13 protein-coding genes and 1 tRNA gene are annotated in these 17196 nt (G+C 57.9%); 9 read left to right on the top strand and 5 right to left on the bottom strand.

What is annotated here, in order from left to right:
- Positions 1–89: 89 nt before the first annotated feature.
- The 5 genes from rpsA (at position 90) to pyrF (ending at position 4498) form a co-directional block, all read left to right on the top strand.
- Entirely contained in the window at positions 90–1781 is a 1692-nt protein-coding gene (gene rpsA, locus BY454_RS12615; protein WP_104416891.1) for a 30S ribosomal protein S1, read from the top strand.
- Positions 1782–1911: 130 nt separating this feature from the next.
- Positions 1912–2208 carry an integration host factor subunit beta gene (locus BY454_RS12610; RefSeq protein ID WP_104416890.1) on the top strand — a complete coding sequence of 99 codons (297 nt, stop codon included), beginning with the start codon at positions 1912–1914 and terminating at the stop codon, positions 2206–2208.
- Positions 2209–2275: 67 nt separating this feature from the next.
- Complete coding sequence (locus tag BY454_RS12605; protein ID WP_104416889.1) at positions 2276–2578, top strand: lipopolysaccharide assembly protein LapA domain-containing protein; 303 nt, start codon at positions 2276–2278, stop codon at positions 2576–2578.
- Positions 2578–3744, top strand: coding sequence for a lipopolysaccharide assembly protein LapB (gene lapB / locus BY454_RS12600; protein ID WP_104416888.1), 1167 nt, complete (start codon positions 2578–2580; stop codon positions 3742–3744). Before BY454_RS12605 ends, lapB begins: the two co-directional genes overlap by 1 nt.
- A 43-nt stretch (positions 3745–3787) precedes the next feature.
- Positions 3788–4498 carry an orotidine-5'-phosphate decarboxylase gene (gene pyrF / locus BY454_RS12595; RefSeq protein WP_104416887.1) on the top strand — a complete coding sequence of 237 codons (711 nt, stop codon included), beginning with the start codon at positions 3788–3790 and terminating at the stop codon, positions 4496–4498.
- Between the two features lie 559 nt (positions 4499–5057).
- On the opposite strand, the gene BY454_RS12585 is transcribed toward pyrF, so the two are convergent.
- Positions 5058–5133 (bottom strand) — tRNA-Asn (locus tag BY454_RS12585).
- 71 nt (positions 5134–5204) lie between these two features.
- Positions 5205–6389, bottom strand: a complete 1185-nt coding sequence (locus tag BY454_RS12580) for a pyridoxal phosphate-dependent aminotransferase (RefSeq protein ID WP_104416885.1) — start codon at positions 6387–6389, stop codon at positions 5205–5207.
- Positions 6390–6576: 187 nt separating this feature from the next.
- Between BY454_RS12580 and uvrB the strand changes: the two genes are divergently transcribed.
- Positions 6577–8625 (top strand): excinuclease ABC subunit UvrB, encoded by a 2049-nt coding sequence (gene uvrB / locus BY454_RS12575; protein ID WP_104416884.1) that lies wholly within the window; start codon positions 6577–6579, stop codon positions 8623–8625.
- Positions 8626–8631: 6 nt separating this feature from the next.
- Here the strand turns inward: uvrB and rimI are convergent, their stop codons facing one another.
- Positions 8632–9750: a ribosomal protein S18-alanine N-acetyltransferase gene (gene rimI, locus BY454_RS12570; RefSeq protein WP_104416883.1), complete on the bottom strand. Its 1119-nt coding sequence runs from the start codon at positions 9748–9750 to the stop codon at positions 8632–8634.
- A gap of 228 nt (positions 9751–9978) precedes the next feature.
- Between rimI and BY454_RS12565 the strand changes: the two genes are divergently transcribed.
- Complete coding sequence (locus BY454_RS12565; protein WP_104416882.1) at positions 9979–11463, top strand: RimK family protein; 1485 nt, start codon at positions 9979–9981, stop codon at positions 11461–11463.
- A 39-nt stretch (positions 11464–11502) separates the two neighbouring features.
- Here BY454_RS12565 and BY454_RS12560 read toward each other — a convergent pair whose 3' ends face one another.
- Positions 11503–12666 (bottom strand): cation diffusion facilitator family transporter, encoded by a 1164-nt coding sequence (locus BY454_RS12560; RefSeq protein WP_104416881.1) that lies wholly within the window; start codon positions 12664–12666, stop codon positions 11503–11505.
- 406 nt (positions 12667–13072) lie between these two features.
- On the opposite strand from BY454_RS12560, the gene BY454_RS12555 reads away from it, so the two are divergent.
- Positions 13073–14095 (top strand): quinone-dependent dihydroorotate dehydrogenase, encoded by a 1023-nt coding sequence (locus BY454_RS12555; protein ID WP_104416880.1) that lies wholly within the window; start codon positions 13073–13075, stop codon positions 14093–14095.
- A gap of 191 nt (positions 14096–14286) precedes the next feature.
- Here BY454_RS12555 and rmf read toward each other — a convergent pair whose 3' ends face one another.
- Entirely contained in the window at positions 14287–14499 is a 213-nt protein-coding gene (gene rmf, locus BY454_RS12550; protein WP_104416879.1) for a ribosome modulation factor, read from the bottom strand.
- A gap of 323 nt (positions 14500–14822) precedes the next feature.
- Between rmf and rlmKL the strand changes: the two genes are divergently transcribed.
- Positions 14823–16997: a bifunctional 23S rRNA (guanine(2069)-N(7))-methyltransferase RlmK/23S rRNA (guanine(2445)-N(2))-methyltransferase RlmL gene (rlmKL, locus tag BY454_RS12545; protein WP_104416878.1), complete on the top strand. Its 2175-nt coding sequence runs from the start codon at positions 14823–14825 to the stop codon at positions 16995–16997.
- Positions 16998–17196 lie beyond the last annotated feature (199 nt).

The raw sequence follows: 17196 nt of genomic DNA, 5'->3' as shown, positions 1-17196 counted from the left end.
TGCCAGCCTGAGGCTGACTCCGGGCATCGTTAACAGACCGTGTTGCTGGCGACACGGAGTACACTTGCGTTGATCACATAGGACACATAATGAGCGAGAGCTTTGCGGATCTTTTTGAAGAAAGCCTAAAAGAAATTGACATGCAACCGGGTTCCATTGTTCAGGGAACCGTAGTTGACGTCGACAACGACTGGGTCACCGTTAACGCCGGACTGAAGTCCGAGGGCGTTATCCCCGCCTCCCAGTTCCTTAACGAAAAAGGCGAGTTGGAAGTAGCTGTCGGCGATGTTGTCGATGTGGCTCTCGATGCTGTTGAAGACGGCTTCGGTGCAACCCGTCTGTCCCGCGAGAAGGCCAAGCGTGCCGAAGCGTGGAAAGTACTGGAAAAGTCCTTCGAGGCAGAAGAAGTTGTCAAGGGCGTGATCAATGGCAAGGTCAAGGGCGGTTTCACTGTCGACCTGTCTGGCATCCGCGCCTTCCTGCCGGGTTCCCTGGTAGACGTTCGTCCGGTTCGCGACACTGCGCACCTGGAGAACAAAGAACTGGAATTCAAGGTTATCAAGCTGGACCAGAAGCGCAACAACGTGGTTGTTTCCCGTCGTGCCGTTCTGGAAGCCGAGAACAGCGAGCAGCGTGAAGCTCTGCTGGAAACCCTGACCGAAGGTCTGGAAATCAAGGGTATCGTCAAGAACCTGACCGACTACGGCGCGTTCGTAGATCTGGGTGGTGTTGACGGCCTGCTGCACATCACCGATATGGCCTGGAAGCGCATCAAGCATCCGAGCGAAATCGTGAACGTTGGTGACGAAATCAACGTTAAGGTGCTGAAGTTTGATCGCGAGCGCAACCGCGTATCCCTGGGTCTGAAGCAGCTGGGCGAAGATCCGTGGGTAGATATCAAGGGTCGTTACCCGGAAGGTACCCGTGTTACCGCACGCGTAACCAACCTGACCGACTACGGCTGCTTTGCCGAGCTGGAAGAGGGTGTTGAAGGTCTGGTACACGTGTCCGAAATGGACTGGACCAACAAGAACATCCATCCGTCCAAGGTTGTTCAGGTAGGTGACGAAGTTGAAGTGATGATCCTGGACATCGACGAAGAGCGTCGTCGTATCTCCCTGGGCATCAAGCAGTGCATCGCCAACCCGTGGGAAGAGTTCTCCACGAACTTCAACAAGGGCGACCGCATCACTGGCAAGATCAAGTCCATCACTGACTTCGGTATCTTCATTGGTCTGGACGGCGGCATCGACGGCCTGGTTCACCTGTCCGACATCAGCTGGAACGAGACTGGCGAAGAAGCCGTACGTGAGTACAAGAAGGGCGACGAAGTTGAAACCGTTATCCTGTCTGTTGATCCCGAGCGTGAGCGTATCTCCCTGGGCATCAAGCAGCTGGAAAGCGATCCGTTCGCCGAGTTTGTACAGCTGAACGACAAGGGCTCCATCGTTAAGGGCACCGTATCTGCAGTTGACGCCAAGAGCGCTACTGTTGCCCTGAACGACGAGGTTGAAGCGGTACTGAAAGCCTCTGAAATCAGCCGTGACCGTGTTGAAGACGCACGTAACGCGTTGAAGGAAGGCGAAGAAGTTGAAGCGAAGATCATCAGCATCGATCGCAAGAACCGCGTTATCAACCTGTCCATCAAGTCGAAGGACGTTGAAGACGACAAGCAGGCGCTGGACAGTGTTCGCGCCAAAGCTGCTGAAACCTCTGGTGCCACCACCATTGGTGACCTGATCAAGGAACAGATGCAGCAGCAGAATTCCGATAACGACTAAAAGTCGATCGGGATCAAAAAACGGGCTCTAAGAGCCCGTTTTTTTTGTGTTTTTTTCTGGTTTGGCTAAACTAGAGGCATTAGTATCCGGTAAACGACGGCTGAATAATAACGACAGAGGGAAGCACCTCATGACGAAGTCCGAACTGGTTGAACTGATTGCCTCGAAGCAGACCCAGCTGTCTGTGAAGGATGTTGAGCTTTCGGTCAAAAGTATCATCGAACATATGTCCCAGTCCCTGGCGGACGGCCAACGCATTGAAATCCGGGGATTTGGCAGTTTCTCCCTGCATCATCGGGAAGCCCGTGTCGGCCGTAACCCGAAAACCGGCGAAGCCGTGCAGTTGCCTGCCAAGTACGTACCTCATTTCAAGCCCGGCAAGGAGCTGAGGGAGCAGGTAAACGACAGCATGAAGAAGGGTTTCTGAGAGGCTTTAGCCTATTCAGAAACACTGGTTTAATGGGCTTGTTTGCCCGTCTGGAGCGTTGTAAGACATGGCAGGATTGCAGAAGATCCTTATCACCGTCCTGGTTCTGGTCCTGATACTTCTGGCGTTGGTGTTTTCCCTCAACAATCAGGAAGAAATCTCCCTCAATTTCCTGCTGTTTCAAACGCAGCCCCAGGGGGTTGCCGTCTGGGTGGTTATGGCGTTTGTGATCGGTGCGCTTGTCGGTCTGTTGCTGGCTTTGCTGGCAACCTTCCGTACATCAGTGAGTCGTCGCACCCTCAAGAAACGGCTAGAGCGCACTGAGAAAGCGTTGGAAAAAGCCAAGGCTGAAAACGACCGGACGCTTTGATGGATATGATCTGGAAATGGTTGCTGGTAACGGCAGCCGTTGCCGTGGGCTGGGCGGTAGGTCGCTATGGCCGCCGCGGCCGGTCGGAGGAGGTCATTTCTGACGAGGACTCCGTTCGAGACCGTCTGCAATTCCTGTTTACTAATTACTCCGACCAAGCGGTCGAGAATTTTGTGCAATCCCTGGCGGTTAACCGCGATACCGTCAATCTCCACCTTTCTATTGGCACTCATTTTCGCGACAAGGGCGAGAGTGATCGTGCCATCCTGATTCACCAAAACCTGCTGGCCCGTCCTGAACTGCCCGCCCGTTATCAACCGCAGGTAACGTTTGAGCTTGCCAGCGACTACCTGAAGGCCGGCCTGCTGGACCGGGCCGAAGCGTTGCTGCACCAGTTGATGGGGGACCGCGAATATGGGCAAAAAGCCTCGCGTACCCTGATCGAGCTCTATCAGCAGGAAAAAGAATGGGAGAACGCTGCCAATATTGCACGTACCCTGGCTCGCAATGAAGCCGACCCGGCCATGACCAAGACGCTGGCCTACCTTACGTGCGAGCTTTCCGAGGAAGCGCTGGCCCGCGATGACCGCTGGGCGGCCCAGAAGTTGGCTAAAGAGGCGCTGAACTACGACCGCGAGTGCGTGCGCGCGACGTTTATTCTCTCCAAGCTACAGCTTCGCCAAGGCAACTTTCGAGATGCCGGAAATCAGTGCCTGAAAGCCTTCGACCAGAACCCCGAGTTTGGCCCGGAAGCGGTGGACCGGTTGATGAAACTGGAACGCGAACACGGCAACGTGGGTCGGCTGGCGAAAAAGCTGCGCAAGCTGTATCAGCAACACCCCAGCACCAGTCTGCTGCTGGCTCTGGTGGAATGCGTGGAGCGCTCTTCCGGGCGGGTAGCTGCTATCGAGTTGCTGCGTGAAGAACTCGAAAGTCACCCTTCGGTGCGCGGCCTGTTAAGATTGGTGGAGATGGCTGGTTATGAGAAGGGTATGGCCTCCGACGAAGGCCGCCTGATCAGCCGGATCGGCCATCTTTTGCTGGCTAACCGCCCGATCTACCAGTGTGTGAGTTGCGGCTTTTCCGGCCAGCAGCTGCACTGGCTGTGTCCCAGTTGCAAACAATGGGAAACGATACGCCCGATCCAGGGCGTAGAAGCAGAATAATCCCTGAACCCGAATGTCGAACCTGATACCTGGACTGTAAAACGTGCAAACGCCCCACGACCCGAAGATCATTGTTGCCCTGGATTTCCCGTCCCAAGACCCGGCGCTGGCCCTGGTTGATCAGTTGGACCCGAAAAAGTGTCGCCTGAAAGTGGGCAAGGAGCTGTTCACTCGCTCCGGCCCACAGTTGGTGGAAGCACTGCAGGGCAGGGGCTTTGAGGTGTTCCTGGACCTGAAATTCCATGACATTCCCAACACCACGTCGGCGGCGGTGGCTGCGGCGGCAGACCTGGGCGTGTGGATGGTGAACGTCCACGCCTCCGGCGGCGAGAAGATGATGACCGCCTGCCGCGAACGCCTGGAGCCTTTCGGCAAGGACAAGCCGTTGTTGATTGCCGTCACGGTGCTCACCAGCATGACAGCCGAAGACCTGGCAGGTATTGGCATCCCTAACTCCCCTGAAGCCCAGGTGTCCCGCCTGGCCACGCTGACCCGTAACTGCGGCCTGGACGGTGTCGTCTGCTCGGCCCAGGAAGCGCCACGCCTGAAGAAAGAGCAGGGCGCGGAATTCCAGCTGATCACCCCGGGCATTCGCCCGCTGACCGCCGACAAAGGCGACCAGCAGCGCATCATGACTCCCACCGATGCCCTCAACGCCGGTTCCGACTACCTCGTCATCGGCCGCCCCATTACCCAGGCACCTGACCCTCTGGCTGCCCTGGAAGCCATTCATGCTGAGGTGATTTCGGTCTGACTTCGGTTGTGTCCGCCCGCTGGTTTCGGGGGTGTCCCAGCCTTTGGGGCTGCGCGGGAGACGGCCCGACGGGACACCCTTTCCAAAAACCGCTACAAGCACATCCCTGTGCGCTTATTTCGGGCCATCCTTGGCCCTCAAAATTTTTGGAAAGGGTGTCCCGCCGTGCCTTTCGGACCTCTGTAATATCTCCGGATGCAATTGCGGCTACTATTTTGGTGTTGGTCAGTGAGAATTTGAGCGACCGGGAGCTCTGTTAGCGTTCTAGGTCAAATATCTTTTGTGATTGGTGAATCGGAGGGGTTGGGAAAGCCGTTTATTTATTTGTGGCGATATTCCAGTGGTAAGAGCGGCGAGATGGGGAAGGCCTTTCCGAAAATTTCGAAGGCCATGGATGGCCTGAGAGAAGCGCACATGGATGTGCTCGTAGCGGTTTTCGGAAAGGCCTTCCCCATCTCGCCACCCACCCCAACTACCAGGCTAGGGCCCAAGCTAACGTGCAATGGGCCAAAACGAAAAAAGCCCGCTAATTCAGAGAACTAGCGGGCTTTCGAAATAGTGGCTCCCCGAGCTGGGCTCGAACCAGCGACAAACGGATTAACAGTCCGTTGCTCTACCAACTGAGCTATCGGGGAACATCGTCGTGTGACGAGGCGCGTATATTAAGTACCTTTACCGGCCTCGTCAACCCTCCGACAAAAACTTTTTAACCCAGGGCCTTCTGCAAACGCTCGATGGCTTTTTCCAGGTTTTCCATGCTGGTGGCAAAGCTCAAACGCATGTGACCCGGAGTGCCAAACGCAGAGCCTGGAACCAGGGCAACGCCAGCGTCGGTCAGCAGCTTCTCGGCGAATTCCACGTCAGTGCTCACGCCTTCAGTAGCGTCGATGGCGCCCTGGAAGCTCGGGAACACATAGAAAGTGCCGTCGCCATGCGGGCATTCCACGCCCGGCAGTTTGTTCAGGGCATCCACCAGCCAGTCGTGGCGTTCCTTGAAGGCTTTGACCATCTCACCCACGCACGCCTGGTCACCGTCCAGGGCGGCAGTGGCTGCGGCCTGGGAGATGGAGCAGGGGTTGGAGGTGCTCTGGGACTGGATCTTCTTCATGGCACCGATGATCTTGGCCGGGCCCGCGGCATAGCCGATGCGCCAGCCGGTCATGGAATAGGCCTTGGACACGCCGTTCAGTACGAACGTGCGGTCATACAGCTCCGGGCAGGCGTTGACGATGTTGGCGAACGGCTTGCCGGTCCACAGAATCGGCTCGTACATGTCGTCGGTGGCGATCATGATGTCCGGGTGCTTTTTCAGCACTTCGCCGATGGCCTGCATTTCCTCAAGGGAATAGGCCATGCCGCTGGGGTTGGACGGGCTGTTGATCACGAACAGGCGGGTACGCTCGGTAATGGCGTTTTCCAGCTGCTCCGGGGTGATCTTGAAGCGGGTGTCCACGGAGGTTTCGATGATCACCGGCTTGCCTTCGGCGACTTTCACCATGTCCGGGTAGGAGACCCAGTAGGGCGCCGGAATGATGGCTTCGTCGCCCGGGTTCAGTGTGGCCAATGCCAGGTTGAAAAAGCTCTGTTTGCCACCACTGCTAACCAGTATCTGGTTCGCTTCGTATTCCAGGCCGTTGTCCCGTTTGAACTTCGCAATAATCGCTTTCTTCAGGGCCGGCGTACCATCCACGGCGGTGTATTTGGTTTGACCGCTGTTGATGGCCTCAATGGCTGCCTGTTTGATGTGATCGGGGGTGTCGAAGTCGGGCTCGCCAGCGCCCAGGCCAATGATGTCCTGGCCAGCGGCACGAAGTTCTGCCGCTTTGTTGGTGACTGCGAGGGTGGGAGAAGGCTTGATAGCCTGCACACGGCTGGAAAGTTGAAGGTCCAAACTTGAGCTCCTTAAAGCTGCGTCTTGTTAGGCTGCGATCGGCCGGGGCAGGAGCCAGGTTGTTATGGCTGTTTGTTCACCCAGCCGTCGATCACAATGATGGTACCATGAAGCGGCCTGAACACTAAATTTCTTGTCAGTAGTGTCCGATAGGGTATTACCGTTTTGCGGAGGTTAATCGCCAGTTATGGCCAGTAAAGCATCAGAAGGGGTATTCCGGGTCGACTCGCCGTATGAACCGGCCGGTGACCAGCCGAAAGCCATTGCCGGGCTGGTGGATGGCATTGAATCCGGTCTGGCGCACCAGACGCTGCTCGGGGTGACCGGGTCCGGCAAGACCTTCACCATGGCCAACGTGGTGCAGGCAGTTCAGCGCCCGACCATCATCATGGCCCATAACAAGACCCTGGCGGCGCAGCTGTACGGTGAATTCAAGGAGTTCTTCCCGGACAACGCGGTGGAGTACTTCGTCTCCTACTACGACTACTACCAGCCGGAAGCCTACGTGCCGGCCTCGGACACCTTCATCGAGAAGGACGCGTCCATTAACGAACACATCGAACAGATGCGGCTGTCGGCCACCAAGGCGTTGCTGGAGCGGCCGGACGCCATCATCGTGGCCACGGTGTCGTCCATATACGGTCTAGGTGATCCCCAATCCTACCTGAAGATGATGCTGCACCTGGACCGGGGCGACCAGATCGATCAGCGCTCCATCCTGCGCCGTCTGGCGGAACTTCAGTACACCCGCAACGACATGGAATTCCACCGGGCCAATTACCGGGTCCGGGGCGATGTGATTGATGTGTTCCCGGCGGAATCGGAGAAAGAGGCCATCCGCATCGAGCTGTTCGATGATGAAGTGGAAAACCTGAGCTACTTCGACCCGCTCACCGGCGAGGTGCTGCGCCGGGTGCCGAGGGTGACCATCTACCCGAAATCCCACTATGTCACGCCCCGGGAAAAAGTCCTGGATGCCATCGAGCAGATCAAGGTGGAATTGGACGCCCGTTTGCAGCAATTGCGTGACAACAACCGTCTGGTGGAGGCCCAGCGCCTGGAAGAACGCACCCGCTACGACATCGAGATGATGCTGGAGCTGGGTTACTGCAACGGTATCGAGAACTACTCCCGTTACCTGTCCGGGCGCAACCCCGGCGAGGCGCCCCCGACACTGTTCGATTACCTGCCCCCCAATGCCTTGTTGATCGTGGACGAATCCCACGTGACCATTCCGCAGATTGGTGCCATGTACAAGGGCGACCGGTCGCGCAAGGAAACCCTGGTGGAATACGGTTTCCGTCTGCCCTCGGCGCTGGATAACCGACCCATGCGCTTCGAAGAATGGGAGCGCATGGCGCCCCAGATGATTTTTGTCTCCGCCACTCCGGCCCAATACGAAGCTGAGCATGCCGGCCAGGTGGTGGAGCAGGTGGTGCGGCCCACTGGCCTGCTGGACCCGGAAATCGAGGTGCGGCCTGCATCGACCCAGGTCGACGATCTGCTGTCCGAGATTCGCACTCGCGTGGAGGTCAAGGAGCGGGTGCTGGTGACCACGCTGACCAAGCGCATGGCGGAGGATCTGACCGACTTCCTGATGGAACACGACATCAAGGTTCGATACCTGCACTCGGACATCGACACCGTGGAACGGGTGGAGATCATCCGGGACCTGCGTCGGGGGGAGTTCGACGTGCTGGTGGGTATCAACCTGTTGCGTGAAGGCCTGGATATGCCGGAGGTGTCCCTGGTGGCCATCCTGGATTCCGACAAGGAAGGTTTCCTGCGCAGCGAGCGCTCGTTCATCCAGACCATTGGCCGGGCCGCCCGGAATGTGAACGGCAAGGCGATCCTGTACGGCGACAAGGTAACCGGCTCGATGCAGCGGGCCATAGACGAGACCGAGCGCCGCCGGGCGAAGCAGATCGCCTATAACGAGGAGCACGGCATTACGCCTCAGGCACTGAATAAGAAAGTGTCGGATATCATGGAAGGGGCGCCAGGTGGCAGTGGCCGGGGTCGCCGCAAGGCAGAACGCCCGGGGGAGAAAGCGGCGGAAGAAGCCGAACAGTATATGGCGAAGGCCGGCCATCGTTCTCCAGAGGAACTGCTCAAGGACATCTCGAAACTGGAGGACGAGATGTACAAGGCGGCGGCGGACCTGGATTTCGAGGCGGCGGCCCGCCTGCGGGATCAGATTTCCGAACTCAAGGAAGCGGCCATCCGCACCGGCTGACGCCGGTTATTCCGGCCGCTTCGGCCCCACAATCACGGCCGCCTGCAGCGGCTGGTTGCGGCCGTAGCGGGACATCTTTTCAAACCCCCGTCGGTCGATAGGCAGGTACTGCTTGTCGGCGACGGTTTCCCCTTCCTCGGTATCAATCTCCGGGTCGTGCAGGTAGACAAAATCGTCGTCCATGGCGCACACCGTGACCCAGTGGGGCACCCGGCTCCGGTTGAGCTGCCAGGTGCTGATCAGGATGACCGGAATCTGGCCCTGGTGCAGCGCGTTTTCCATGGCCTCGGGGGTTAACGGATCGTGGTGCAGTGAAATCTCGGTTTGGCCAATGTCGTGCAGGAAGCCTTCGTGCACCAGCTCCAATACCCGCTTTTTATCCTCGTTGCGCACCGTGTCCCGGAACAGGGGGCCTTCCTGGCTGATCCAGGCGCTGGCCTGGAATCCGCGTTTCCAGGCCGCCAGAGCCAGCCCGTGGGGGCCGCAGCCACCGTGGCCGGCGAGCATGAAAATGGTGGTGGCTTCCCGCCAGATGTGCAGTTCCTCAAGCGTGTTGAGGGGGCGCTGCTCGTCCAGCGCCGCCATGGCCATCAGCAACGCTGATGGCCCGCAGGTGAATTCGGTGGTCTGGGGGTAGTAGGGCACCGGCAGGAATTCGTGGTCCGGCTGGTAATAGAGAATGCGGCGCTCGAAACGCAGGGCGTTGCCGTGGTCCTCGTAATAGTCCCGGTAGGTGCCGAACTGGCGGTAGCCAAGGCGCCGGTACAGCGCAATGGCGCCAGTATTGTCTTCCCGGACTTCAAGGCGCATGACGATGCGATCGGCTTCGGCGGCTTCCTGTTCGGCCTGGCGGACCAGCTTCTCACCCAGGCCATGGCCCCGGGCCGCCGGTGATACGGCAATGGAGTAGATGCGTGCCATGCGGGTGGCGGCGCTCATCAATACCAGGCAGTAGCCCAGCAGTTCGCCATCACGTTCGGCAACAATCAGCCGGTCCCGGGGCATGTCGATAAACCGCCGGAAACTGCGCCGCGACAACCGGTCTTCGGCAAAGCACCGGTCTTCCAGCTGCAGCAGCGCATCCAGGTCACGGTGGGTGGCATGTCGGAGAGTGATGTCGGTCATGGGCTGGTAAATCCGGAAGAAGCCAGAATCGGGAACAGGGCAAACAGCGCCGTGGCCGCTATGATGGGGGAAGCACTGTGGCCGTCATTATGGGTCAAATTTGTGGTACACGCTTATGATTGTAGATGCGTAAAAGCACGCATGGGCCAGTGATTGTGCCGGTACAGGTTGCGTCGTATTGTTGCGCCACTGACCCCCGGCTGAACCTTCAGGGAGGAACGCCGCCTTATGTCCCGTTTACTGATTGTGGTGGATCGCGCAGCCGACTGGGCTCCGTATTATCCCAGCGAAGACGTGCTGACCTTTGACCAGTACCTGCAGTTCACCGCTCCGGCCAATAGCCGGGTAAGGGTCATCAACCTTTGCCAGAGCGCCAAATACCTGAGCCAGGGTTACTACTGCTCGTTGCTGGCCGAAGCCCGCGGGCACCATGTGGTGCCGTCGGTCATGACCCTGAACGACCTGAGCCGAAAAGGGCTGTTCTCCCTGCAGCTGGAGGCATTGGATGTCAGTGTCCTGCAGTGGCTCGATGCTGCGTTGCCGGCCGGCAGTGAACGGAAGGACAAAACCGTCCGTATTCGCAGCTTCTTTGGCCAGGTGGAGCATCCGGAGCTCAAGCCGGTGGCCCGGGCCCTGTTTGACCGCTTTCCGTGCCCGGTACTGGAAGTGGTATTCCGTTACCGTAAGCAGTGGCAGATTGACTCCTTAAAGCCGGCGGCTCCTGCGGATCTGAACGATCATGAGCAGGATGTATTTGCTGCCGCCCTAGACCGCTTTAGCAGCATGATCTGGCGCAAGCCCCGCACTCGGCGCCATTACCGGTTTGATCTGGCCATGCTCGTGAATCCGGACGAAGAGATGCCTCCGAGCGACGAAGCGGCGCTGAAGTGCTTTGAGAAGGCCGGGCGAAAGCTGGGCATCAACGTCGAGCGCATCACCCGCCGGGACTACATGCGCCTGCCCGAATACGATGGCCTGTTCATCCGGGAAACCACGGCCATCGACCATCACACCTACCGCTTTGCCCGTAAGGCCGAAGCCGAGGGGTTGGTGGTGATTGATGATCCGGTGTCCATCCTGCGCTGCACCAACAAGGTATTCCTGGCGGACCTGTTGAAGAACAATCGGGTGCCCACGCCCAGGACGCTGATTCTTTCGAAGGACCAGAAAGACGCCGTGACGCAGGTGGTTGAGCAGTTGGGGCTGCCGGCCGTCATCAAGATCCCGGACGGGGCCTTTTCCCGGGGCATTATCAAGGCCAAGGATGAGAGTGAGCTTCGGGCTGGTCTGAAGGACCTGTTCCGCCAGTCTGCCCTGGTACTGGCCCAGGAGTACCTGTACACGGAATACGATTGGCGCATCGGGGTATTGGGCGGGCGGGCCATCTACGCCTGCAAGTACATGATGGTGAAGGGCCACTGGCAGATCTACCAGCACGGCAGCGCCCAGGTGGAAAGTGGGGATTTCGAAACACTGCCCACCTATGAAGTGCCCCGCAACGTGATTCAGGCGGCGCTCAATGCGACTCGCCTGATCGGTAACGGGCTGTATGGCGTCGACATCAAGCAATCCGGCAAACGGGTGGCGGTTATCGAGGTGAACGACAATCCGAGCATGGATTTCGGCGTGGAAGACAAGTTCCTCGGCGGAGAACTGTACACCCTGGTGATGCAGGAATTCCTGTCCCGCATGGAGGCGAAGCGCCGGGGCTGAAGTCTGGCCTGCTCGCTTTTTAAGCAGGCCAGCTTCTGGTCAGTTGGCGGGTTGCCAGACCTTTACGCTGCCAAACCAGTCGAAACCTTCCAAAGCCTCACGCGCCGTTCTGGCAGTAAGGCCAGCGGGTGAGCCCGCTTCATCCAGAAAGATTTCCAGATGTACCCGGTTCTTGAGGTAGTGCAGGCGAAGGCGGCTATTGAGTGGGTAGCCGCCGATGGTATCAGCCAGAATGGTGCGGATTTCCTCCCGGCTGGGAAGGTGAGGCTGGGTAATATGGGGATTAACCTCGTCATTCTCGGCGTCGATGTGGAAATTGATGTCACGGATGTTGTCCAGCTTTTCACGCATGCTGGCCACCACTCTCGTTCCAATCTGGTGCCCCTCGGAGACACTGATATCAGGGCGCACCACCAGGTGGACGTCCAGCAGCACGTCGTGCCCCATTCGGCGGGTGCGGAGCTCGTGGACGTTGCGCACCCCATCGGTTTCCCGGGCGATGATCTGGAGTTCCTCTGTGTCTTCTTCGGACAGGCCCGTATCAATCAGTTCCTTGACGCTGTCCCAGGTGAATTTCCAGCCAATATGAATAATGATCCCTGCGATGATCACCGCAGCGAGCGCGTCCAGCCAGACAAGGCCGAGCATGGCCCCGGCAGTGGAGACCAGGACCACCACTGAAGAAAAAGCGTCGGTTCGGCTGTGCCAGGCATTGGCAATAATCAGGTCTGAGCGGATGCGCAGGCCTACACGGCGGGTATACCGGTAGATCCACTCTTTACTCGCGACGGACACCCCGGCAGCCACCAGAACTGGCCAGCCGGGCACGAACAGCTCCTCACCGGTGATCAGTCCCTGCAGATTCTCCCAACCCAAGGCACCGCCCACGGCAATGAGAAAGGACCCCAGAATCATTGTGCCCAGGGTTTCAATGCGCTGGTGGCCATAGGGGTGATCTGCGTCGGGCCCCCGGCGCGATAGGTGCATGGTACCCAGAACAACAAAATCAGAGGCGACATCGGTAAATGAATGCACGCCATCCACCACCAGGGCCTGGGAGTGGAACAGGGTGCCGGCAATCACCTTGATAATGCCAAGAACCGCATCCAGCACCATGCCGATAACCGTGACTTTTGCCGCCTCGGTCTTTTCCAGTTGGAGATTCTGTTCGTGACTTTCGCGAGCGTTGCTCGGCTGTTCCATGGGAACTGACTCCGGAGTGGGTGTTGCGGTGCATTATAACCGCTGAACAGCCAAAAAACAGGCCGTTTAATCGCAATTTGCTGATCGATTTATACACATGATGACAAATAGGTTGCCGGCTAACATTGATCATCGTCACTCGTCAATTTCTAATTTGACCTTTTTAAGGTGTTGACTTTAAAGGGCTTTTTCGTTGATCAAAAAATGATCAATCTGTAGGGCGGCGCGTTTATCAAGGGGTCCGGACGCTTGCCCCGGAATTTTCAACAGAGTTATCCACAGAAACCGTGGAAAAGCGTTCTGAGGCCTTTAATAGTGGGGATTTACAGCAATGAGATGATGCTCCGGGGAGATGGTATCGAAAACTTCCGGTATACTCCGGCCACCCTCGGCAAGGAGTTTTTCAATGTACGGCGTTCTTCGACATCTGCTTTTTCAACTGCCTCCGGAACAGGCACACAACATGGCGCTTAACGGGCTGGATTTCGTCAACAGAATGGGTGCGTTGAAGTTGGTGTCCAGACACCCGGCGCCGTGCCCCGTTACCGTCATGGGACTGGAGTTCCCCAATCCGGTAGGGCTGGCGGCAGGGCTGGATAAGAACGCTGATCACCTGGATGCTCTGGGCAATCTCGGTTTTGGTTTTATTGAGGTGGGCACCGTGACACCGCTGGCCCAACCGGGCAACCCGAAACCACGAATGTTCCGCCTGCCTGAGCACCAGGCCATCATCAATCGTATGGGGTTCAATAATGAAGGGCTTGACCACCTGATTGCCAATGTGAAAAAGCGACGTTACCGGGGTGTGCTCGGCATTAATGTTGGCAAGAACAAGGACACCCCCAACGAAGAGTCCGAGCAGGATTACCGCAAGGGCATCGCTGCTGTTTACCCCTATGCGGACTACATCACCGTGAACGTTTCATCGCCCAATACGCCGGGTCTGCGCGACCTTCAGTTCGGGGATTCGCTGAAGCAGCTTCTGCACGCCATCAAGGATGAACAGCTGAAATGCCAGGAATCATCCGGGCGCTACGTACCGGTGGCGGTGAAGATCGCCCCGGACATGGACGATGAAGGTATTCGCTTTGTCGCCGAGGCGCTGTTGGAAGCGGGGATCGATGGCGTGATTGCCACTAACACCACCATCAGCCGCGAAGCAGTGCAGGGCCATAAACACGAACAGGAGGCTGGTGGTTTGAGTGGTGCCCCGGTTCGGGACCCTTCGCTACGCGTGATTCGCGGGCTGTATGCCGAATTGGGGGACCGATTGCCGATTATTGGTGTGGGTGGTATCAGCGACGGCGAAAGCGCGGCGGAGAAGATCCGGGCCGGCGCCAAGCTGGTTCAGGTATACACAGGCTTTATTTATCGCGGGCCGGCATTGATTAATGAAGCGGTAGAGGCGATCCGGAAGGAGTTGGCGTAAACGGGGAAGCCTGAAAAAGAATGGGCCCGCCGAGCGGGCCCCTGCGGGGAACGAGCCCCGTTGCGCTGCTACGCATGGTCCGGGGCGGGAGGCCCCGTTTGGGTTGTTTCGTTGCGTGCTCTAAATTGTATTTGTTGGTGCGTGTTTGAAAAAAACAGATCAAGGTTAACGGGGATGGCCCCCGACCGGGTTTACGTTGCGGTCACGTTGGCCAATTTGTGAATACCGGAGACGCCGGTCATACCCTCCCAGTTATCTGTGCGGCCTTCTCGCCACCCGTTGAGCCATTCCTGGCGCGTTTCCTGGTTTTCCAGCGGGCAGCTGTCTTTGGATTTGCCAGATACACCGGCCAAATAGCCCCGCTTGAATGCACGAGCGTACATATCTCTTTTCTGTCTTTTCATGCCGTTCCTCACTGATGTATTAACAGAACAAGCGTGTACACATCTGCTATGACCATGGCAATGTGGTGCCTCTCCGGGGCAACCCCCTATTGCCAGCAATAGCCAGAGCAGTCAGGATCCTGTTAAACAGAAGCACTTTCGCACTTCTCGAACGACGCGTCAGTTACAAGGTAAGACGATTCCTCTGGCTCTGTACACTACTGTTTTCATCTATGTGAACCTATTTTTATAGTTTTATGACATAGCGCAATCATGGTCGATTCAGCTTTTTACTGCGTTTCCGGAAACTTAGCCGGTTCTACTCGAAACATCAGGAGTTCACTTTGTCCAAGCGTGTCTTTTTTGTAACTTGTCCCAAAGGCGTTGAGTATCTGTTGGCGGACGAACTCGCCACACTGGGGCTGGCGCAGGTGCGTAACGCGCCGGCGGGCGTCTGGGTAGAGGGCGATCTGGAAGCCGGCTATCGCGCCTGCCTGTGGTCCCGACTGGCCAACCGGGTGATCCTGCACGTGGCCGAGGTGCCGGCCGACAGCGCCGAGCAGCTTTACGATGGCGTGGTGGGACTGGACTGGCAGCCGCATATCCCGGCCGCCGGCAGTTTTCGGGTGACTTTTCTGGGTCACAACAATGCCATACGAAATACACAATTCGGCGCCCAGAAGGTCAAGGACGGTATTGTGGACAGCATTCGGGGTACGGGCGGTGCCCGGCCCAATGTGGCCCCAAAGGGCGCCGATGTGACCGTCTCGGCCCGGTTGAACCGGGGGCGCCTGTCGCTGGGTATCGATCTCAGTGGCCACAGTCTGCACATGCGCGGCTACCGCACCGACAAGGGCATTGCACCGTTGAAGGAAAACCTGGCGGCCGCCCTGCTGATGCGCTGTGGCTGGCCGGAGATTGCCGGCAATGGCGGTGATTTTGTCGACCCCATGTGCGGCTCCGGCACCCTGCTGATTGAAGCCGCCATGATGGCGCTGGATCTCGCGCCGGGCCGCAAGCAAGAGCATTTTGGCTTCGAGAAATGGCCGGGCCATCAGCCGGAATTGTGGCTGTCCCTGCGACAGGAGGCCGAACGCCGCGCCCATGACGGTAAACAGGGCAGGGTACCAGTATTCGCCGGTTTTGATCAGGATTCACGAGTCATTGCCACCGCATGGAGAAACATCCAGCGGGCAGGCCTGGAAGGTGTGGTGCATGTGGAAGCAAGACCGGTTCAGGACTTCGCCAAAGCGGAATCCTGGGGCGAGCAGGGCCTGGTGCTGACCAACCCCCCTTACGGTGAGCGGCTGAGTGAGCGCAAGGAGTTGTCAGGCCTGTACCAGAGTCTGGGCGAAGCCGTGCTGCGGGAGCTGCCCGGCTGGCGCATGGGCGTTTTCACCGGTGCTCCCGAATTTGGCAAATCCATCGGACTGCGCAGCTTCAAGCAGTACAAGCTGTTCAACGGCAAGCTGCCGGCCCAGTTGCTGTTGTTCGAAGTAAAACCTGAAAACGCCATGGTCGCCCGCGACCCCGAGGGCACCGGTGAAATCCAGCCGCGCATCGTCAATGCCGAACGGGCCGACATGCTGCGCAACCGCCTGAAAAAGAATTTGAAAATCGTCGGTCAGTGGGCCCGGAAGCAGGGCATTGGCTGTTACCGCCTGTACGACGCGGATATGCCCGAATACGCGCTGGCCATCGACATCTATGAAGGCCGAGTGCACGTGCAGGAATACCAGGCGCCGAAATCCGTGGACGAACGTGCCGCCCGCGAGCGCCTGGCCGAAGCCCTGGCGGTGATTCCGGAAGTGCTGGATATTGATCCGGCCAACATGATCTGCAAACAGCGCCAGCGCCAGAGTGGCGCCAGCCAGTACGAAAAGCACGAAGCGTCCGGTGAGTACTTCAACGTGCATGAACACGGTTGCGTGCTGAAGGTAAACCTGCGGGACTACCTGGATACCGGCCTCTTCCTGGACCACCGCCCTGTGCGTCAGTGGATTCAGCAAAATGCCCAAGGCAAGCGGTTCCTGAATCTGTTTTGCTACACCGGTGCGGCCACCGTGCACGCGGCGGTTGGCGGTGCGAGCCGTTCCCTGAGCCTGGATATGTCCAAAACCTACGTGAATTGGGCAAAGGACAATCTGGCACTGAACGGCGCTGATCCAAAGAAACACGTGGTGGAACAGGCGGACTGCCTGGCCTGGCTGGCGGATCGGAAAACGGCGAACCAGACCTACGACCTGATTTTCATGGACCCGCCGACCTTCTCCAACTCGGCCCGCATGAAGGGTGTTCTGGATATCCAGAAGGACCATGGCACCTTGATTCGTCAGGCGATGCAGCGGTTATCGAGTGATGGTTTGCTGGTGTTTTCCAACAATTTCCGGAAGTTCAAGCTCGACGAGGGTTTGTTGTCTGAGTTCGAGGTGAAAGAGGTGAGTGCCAGCACCATCGACAAGGATTTTCAGCGCAATCCGAAGATTCATCGGTGTTGGTATGTTCGGCATTTGGCCTGATGGCCTTGCAGCCTGATCGTTCTTGCGTGGCCCGCCTTGTAGTCTGCTGAGTTGGCGGGTGTGTTCAGTGCCGGAACCCTCTTTCTGAAACCGCTACAAGCACATATATGTAGACCTCTTGTTGTGCAAGCCCCGAAGCGCTCGGTGGAGTAAAAAGTTAATCAGGTAAAACTGCGCACGTATATCCGGCCTTTGCGTT

The organism is Marinobacter persicus, from assembly GCF_002934325.1.
Classification (GTDB): Bacteria; Pseudomonadota; Gammaproteobacteria; order Pseudomonadales; family Oleiphilaceae; genus Marinobacter; species Marinobacter persicus_A.
The sequence above is the reverse complement of the archived record's forward strand: the minus strand, read 5'-3'. Positions and strand labels throughout refer to the sequence as shown.

Excerpts from the sequence above, each read along its gene's own strand:
- rpsA (WP_104416891.1), top strand. The coding sequence starts at position 90 with ATGAGCGAGAGCTTTGCGGATCTTTTTGAAGAAAGCCTAAAAGAAATT.
- BY454_RS12610 (WP_104416890.1), top strand. The coding sequence starts at position 1,912 with ATGACGAAGTCCGAACTGGTTGAACTGATTGCCTCGAAGCAGACCCAG.
- BY454_RS12605 (WP_104416889.1), top strand. The coding sequence starts at position 2,276 with ATGGCAGGATTGCAGAAGATCCTTATCACCGTCCTGGTTCTGGTCCTG.
- lapB (WP_104416888.1), top strand. The coding sequence starts at position 2,578 with ATGGATATGATCTGGAAATGGTTGCTGGTAACGGCAGCCGTTGCCGTG.
- uvrB (WP_104416884.1), top strand. The coding sequence starts at position 6,577 with ATGGCCAGTAAAGCATCAGAAGGGGTATTCCGGGTCGACTCGCCGTAT.
- rimI (WP_104416883.1), bottom strand. The coding sequence starts at position 9,750 with ATGACCGACATCACTCTCCGACATGCCACCCACCGTGACCTGGATGCG.
- BY454_RS12565 (WP_104416882.1), top strand. The coding sequence starts at position 9,979 with ATGTCCCGTTTACTGATTGTGGTGGATCGCGCAGCCGACTGGGCTCCG.
- BY454_RS12560 (WP_104416881.1), bottom strand. The coding sequence starts at position 12,666 with ATGGAACAGCCGAGCAACGCTCGCGAAAGTCACGAACAGAATCTCCAA.
- BY454_RS12555 (WP_104416880.1), top strand. The coding sequence starts at position 13,073 with ATGTACGGCGTTCTTCGACATCTGCTTTTTCAACTGCCTCCGGAACAG.
- rmf (WP_104416879.1), bottom strand. The coding sequence starts at position 14,499 with ATGAAAAGACAGAAAAGAGATATGTACGCTCGTGCATTCAAGCGGGGC.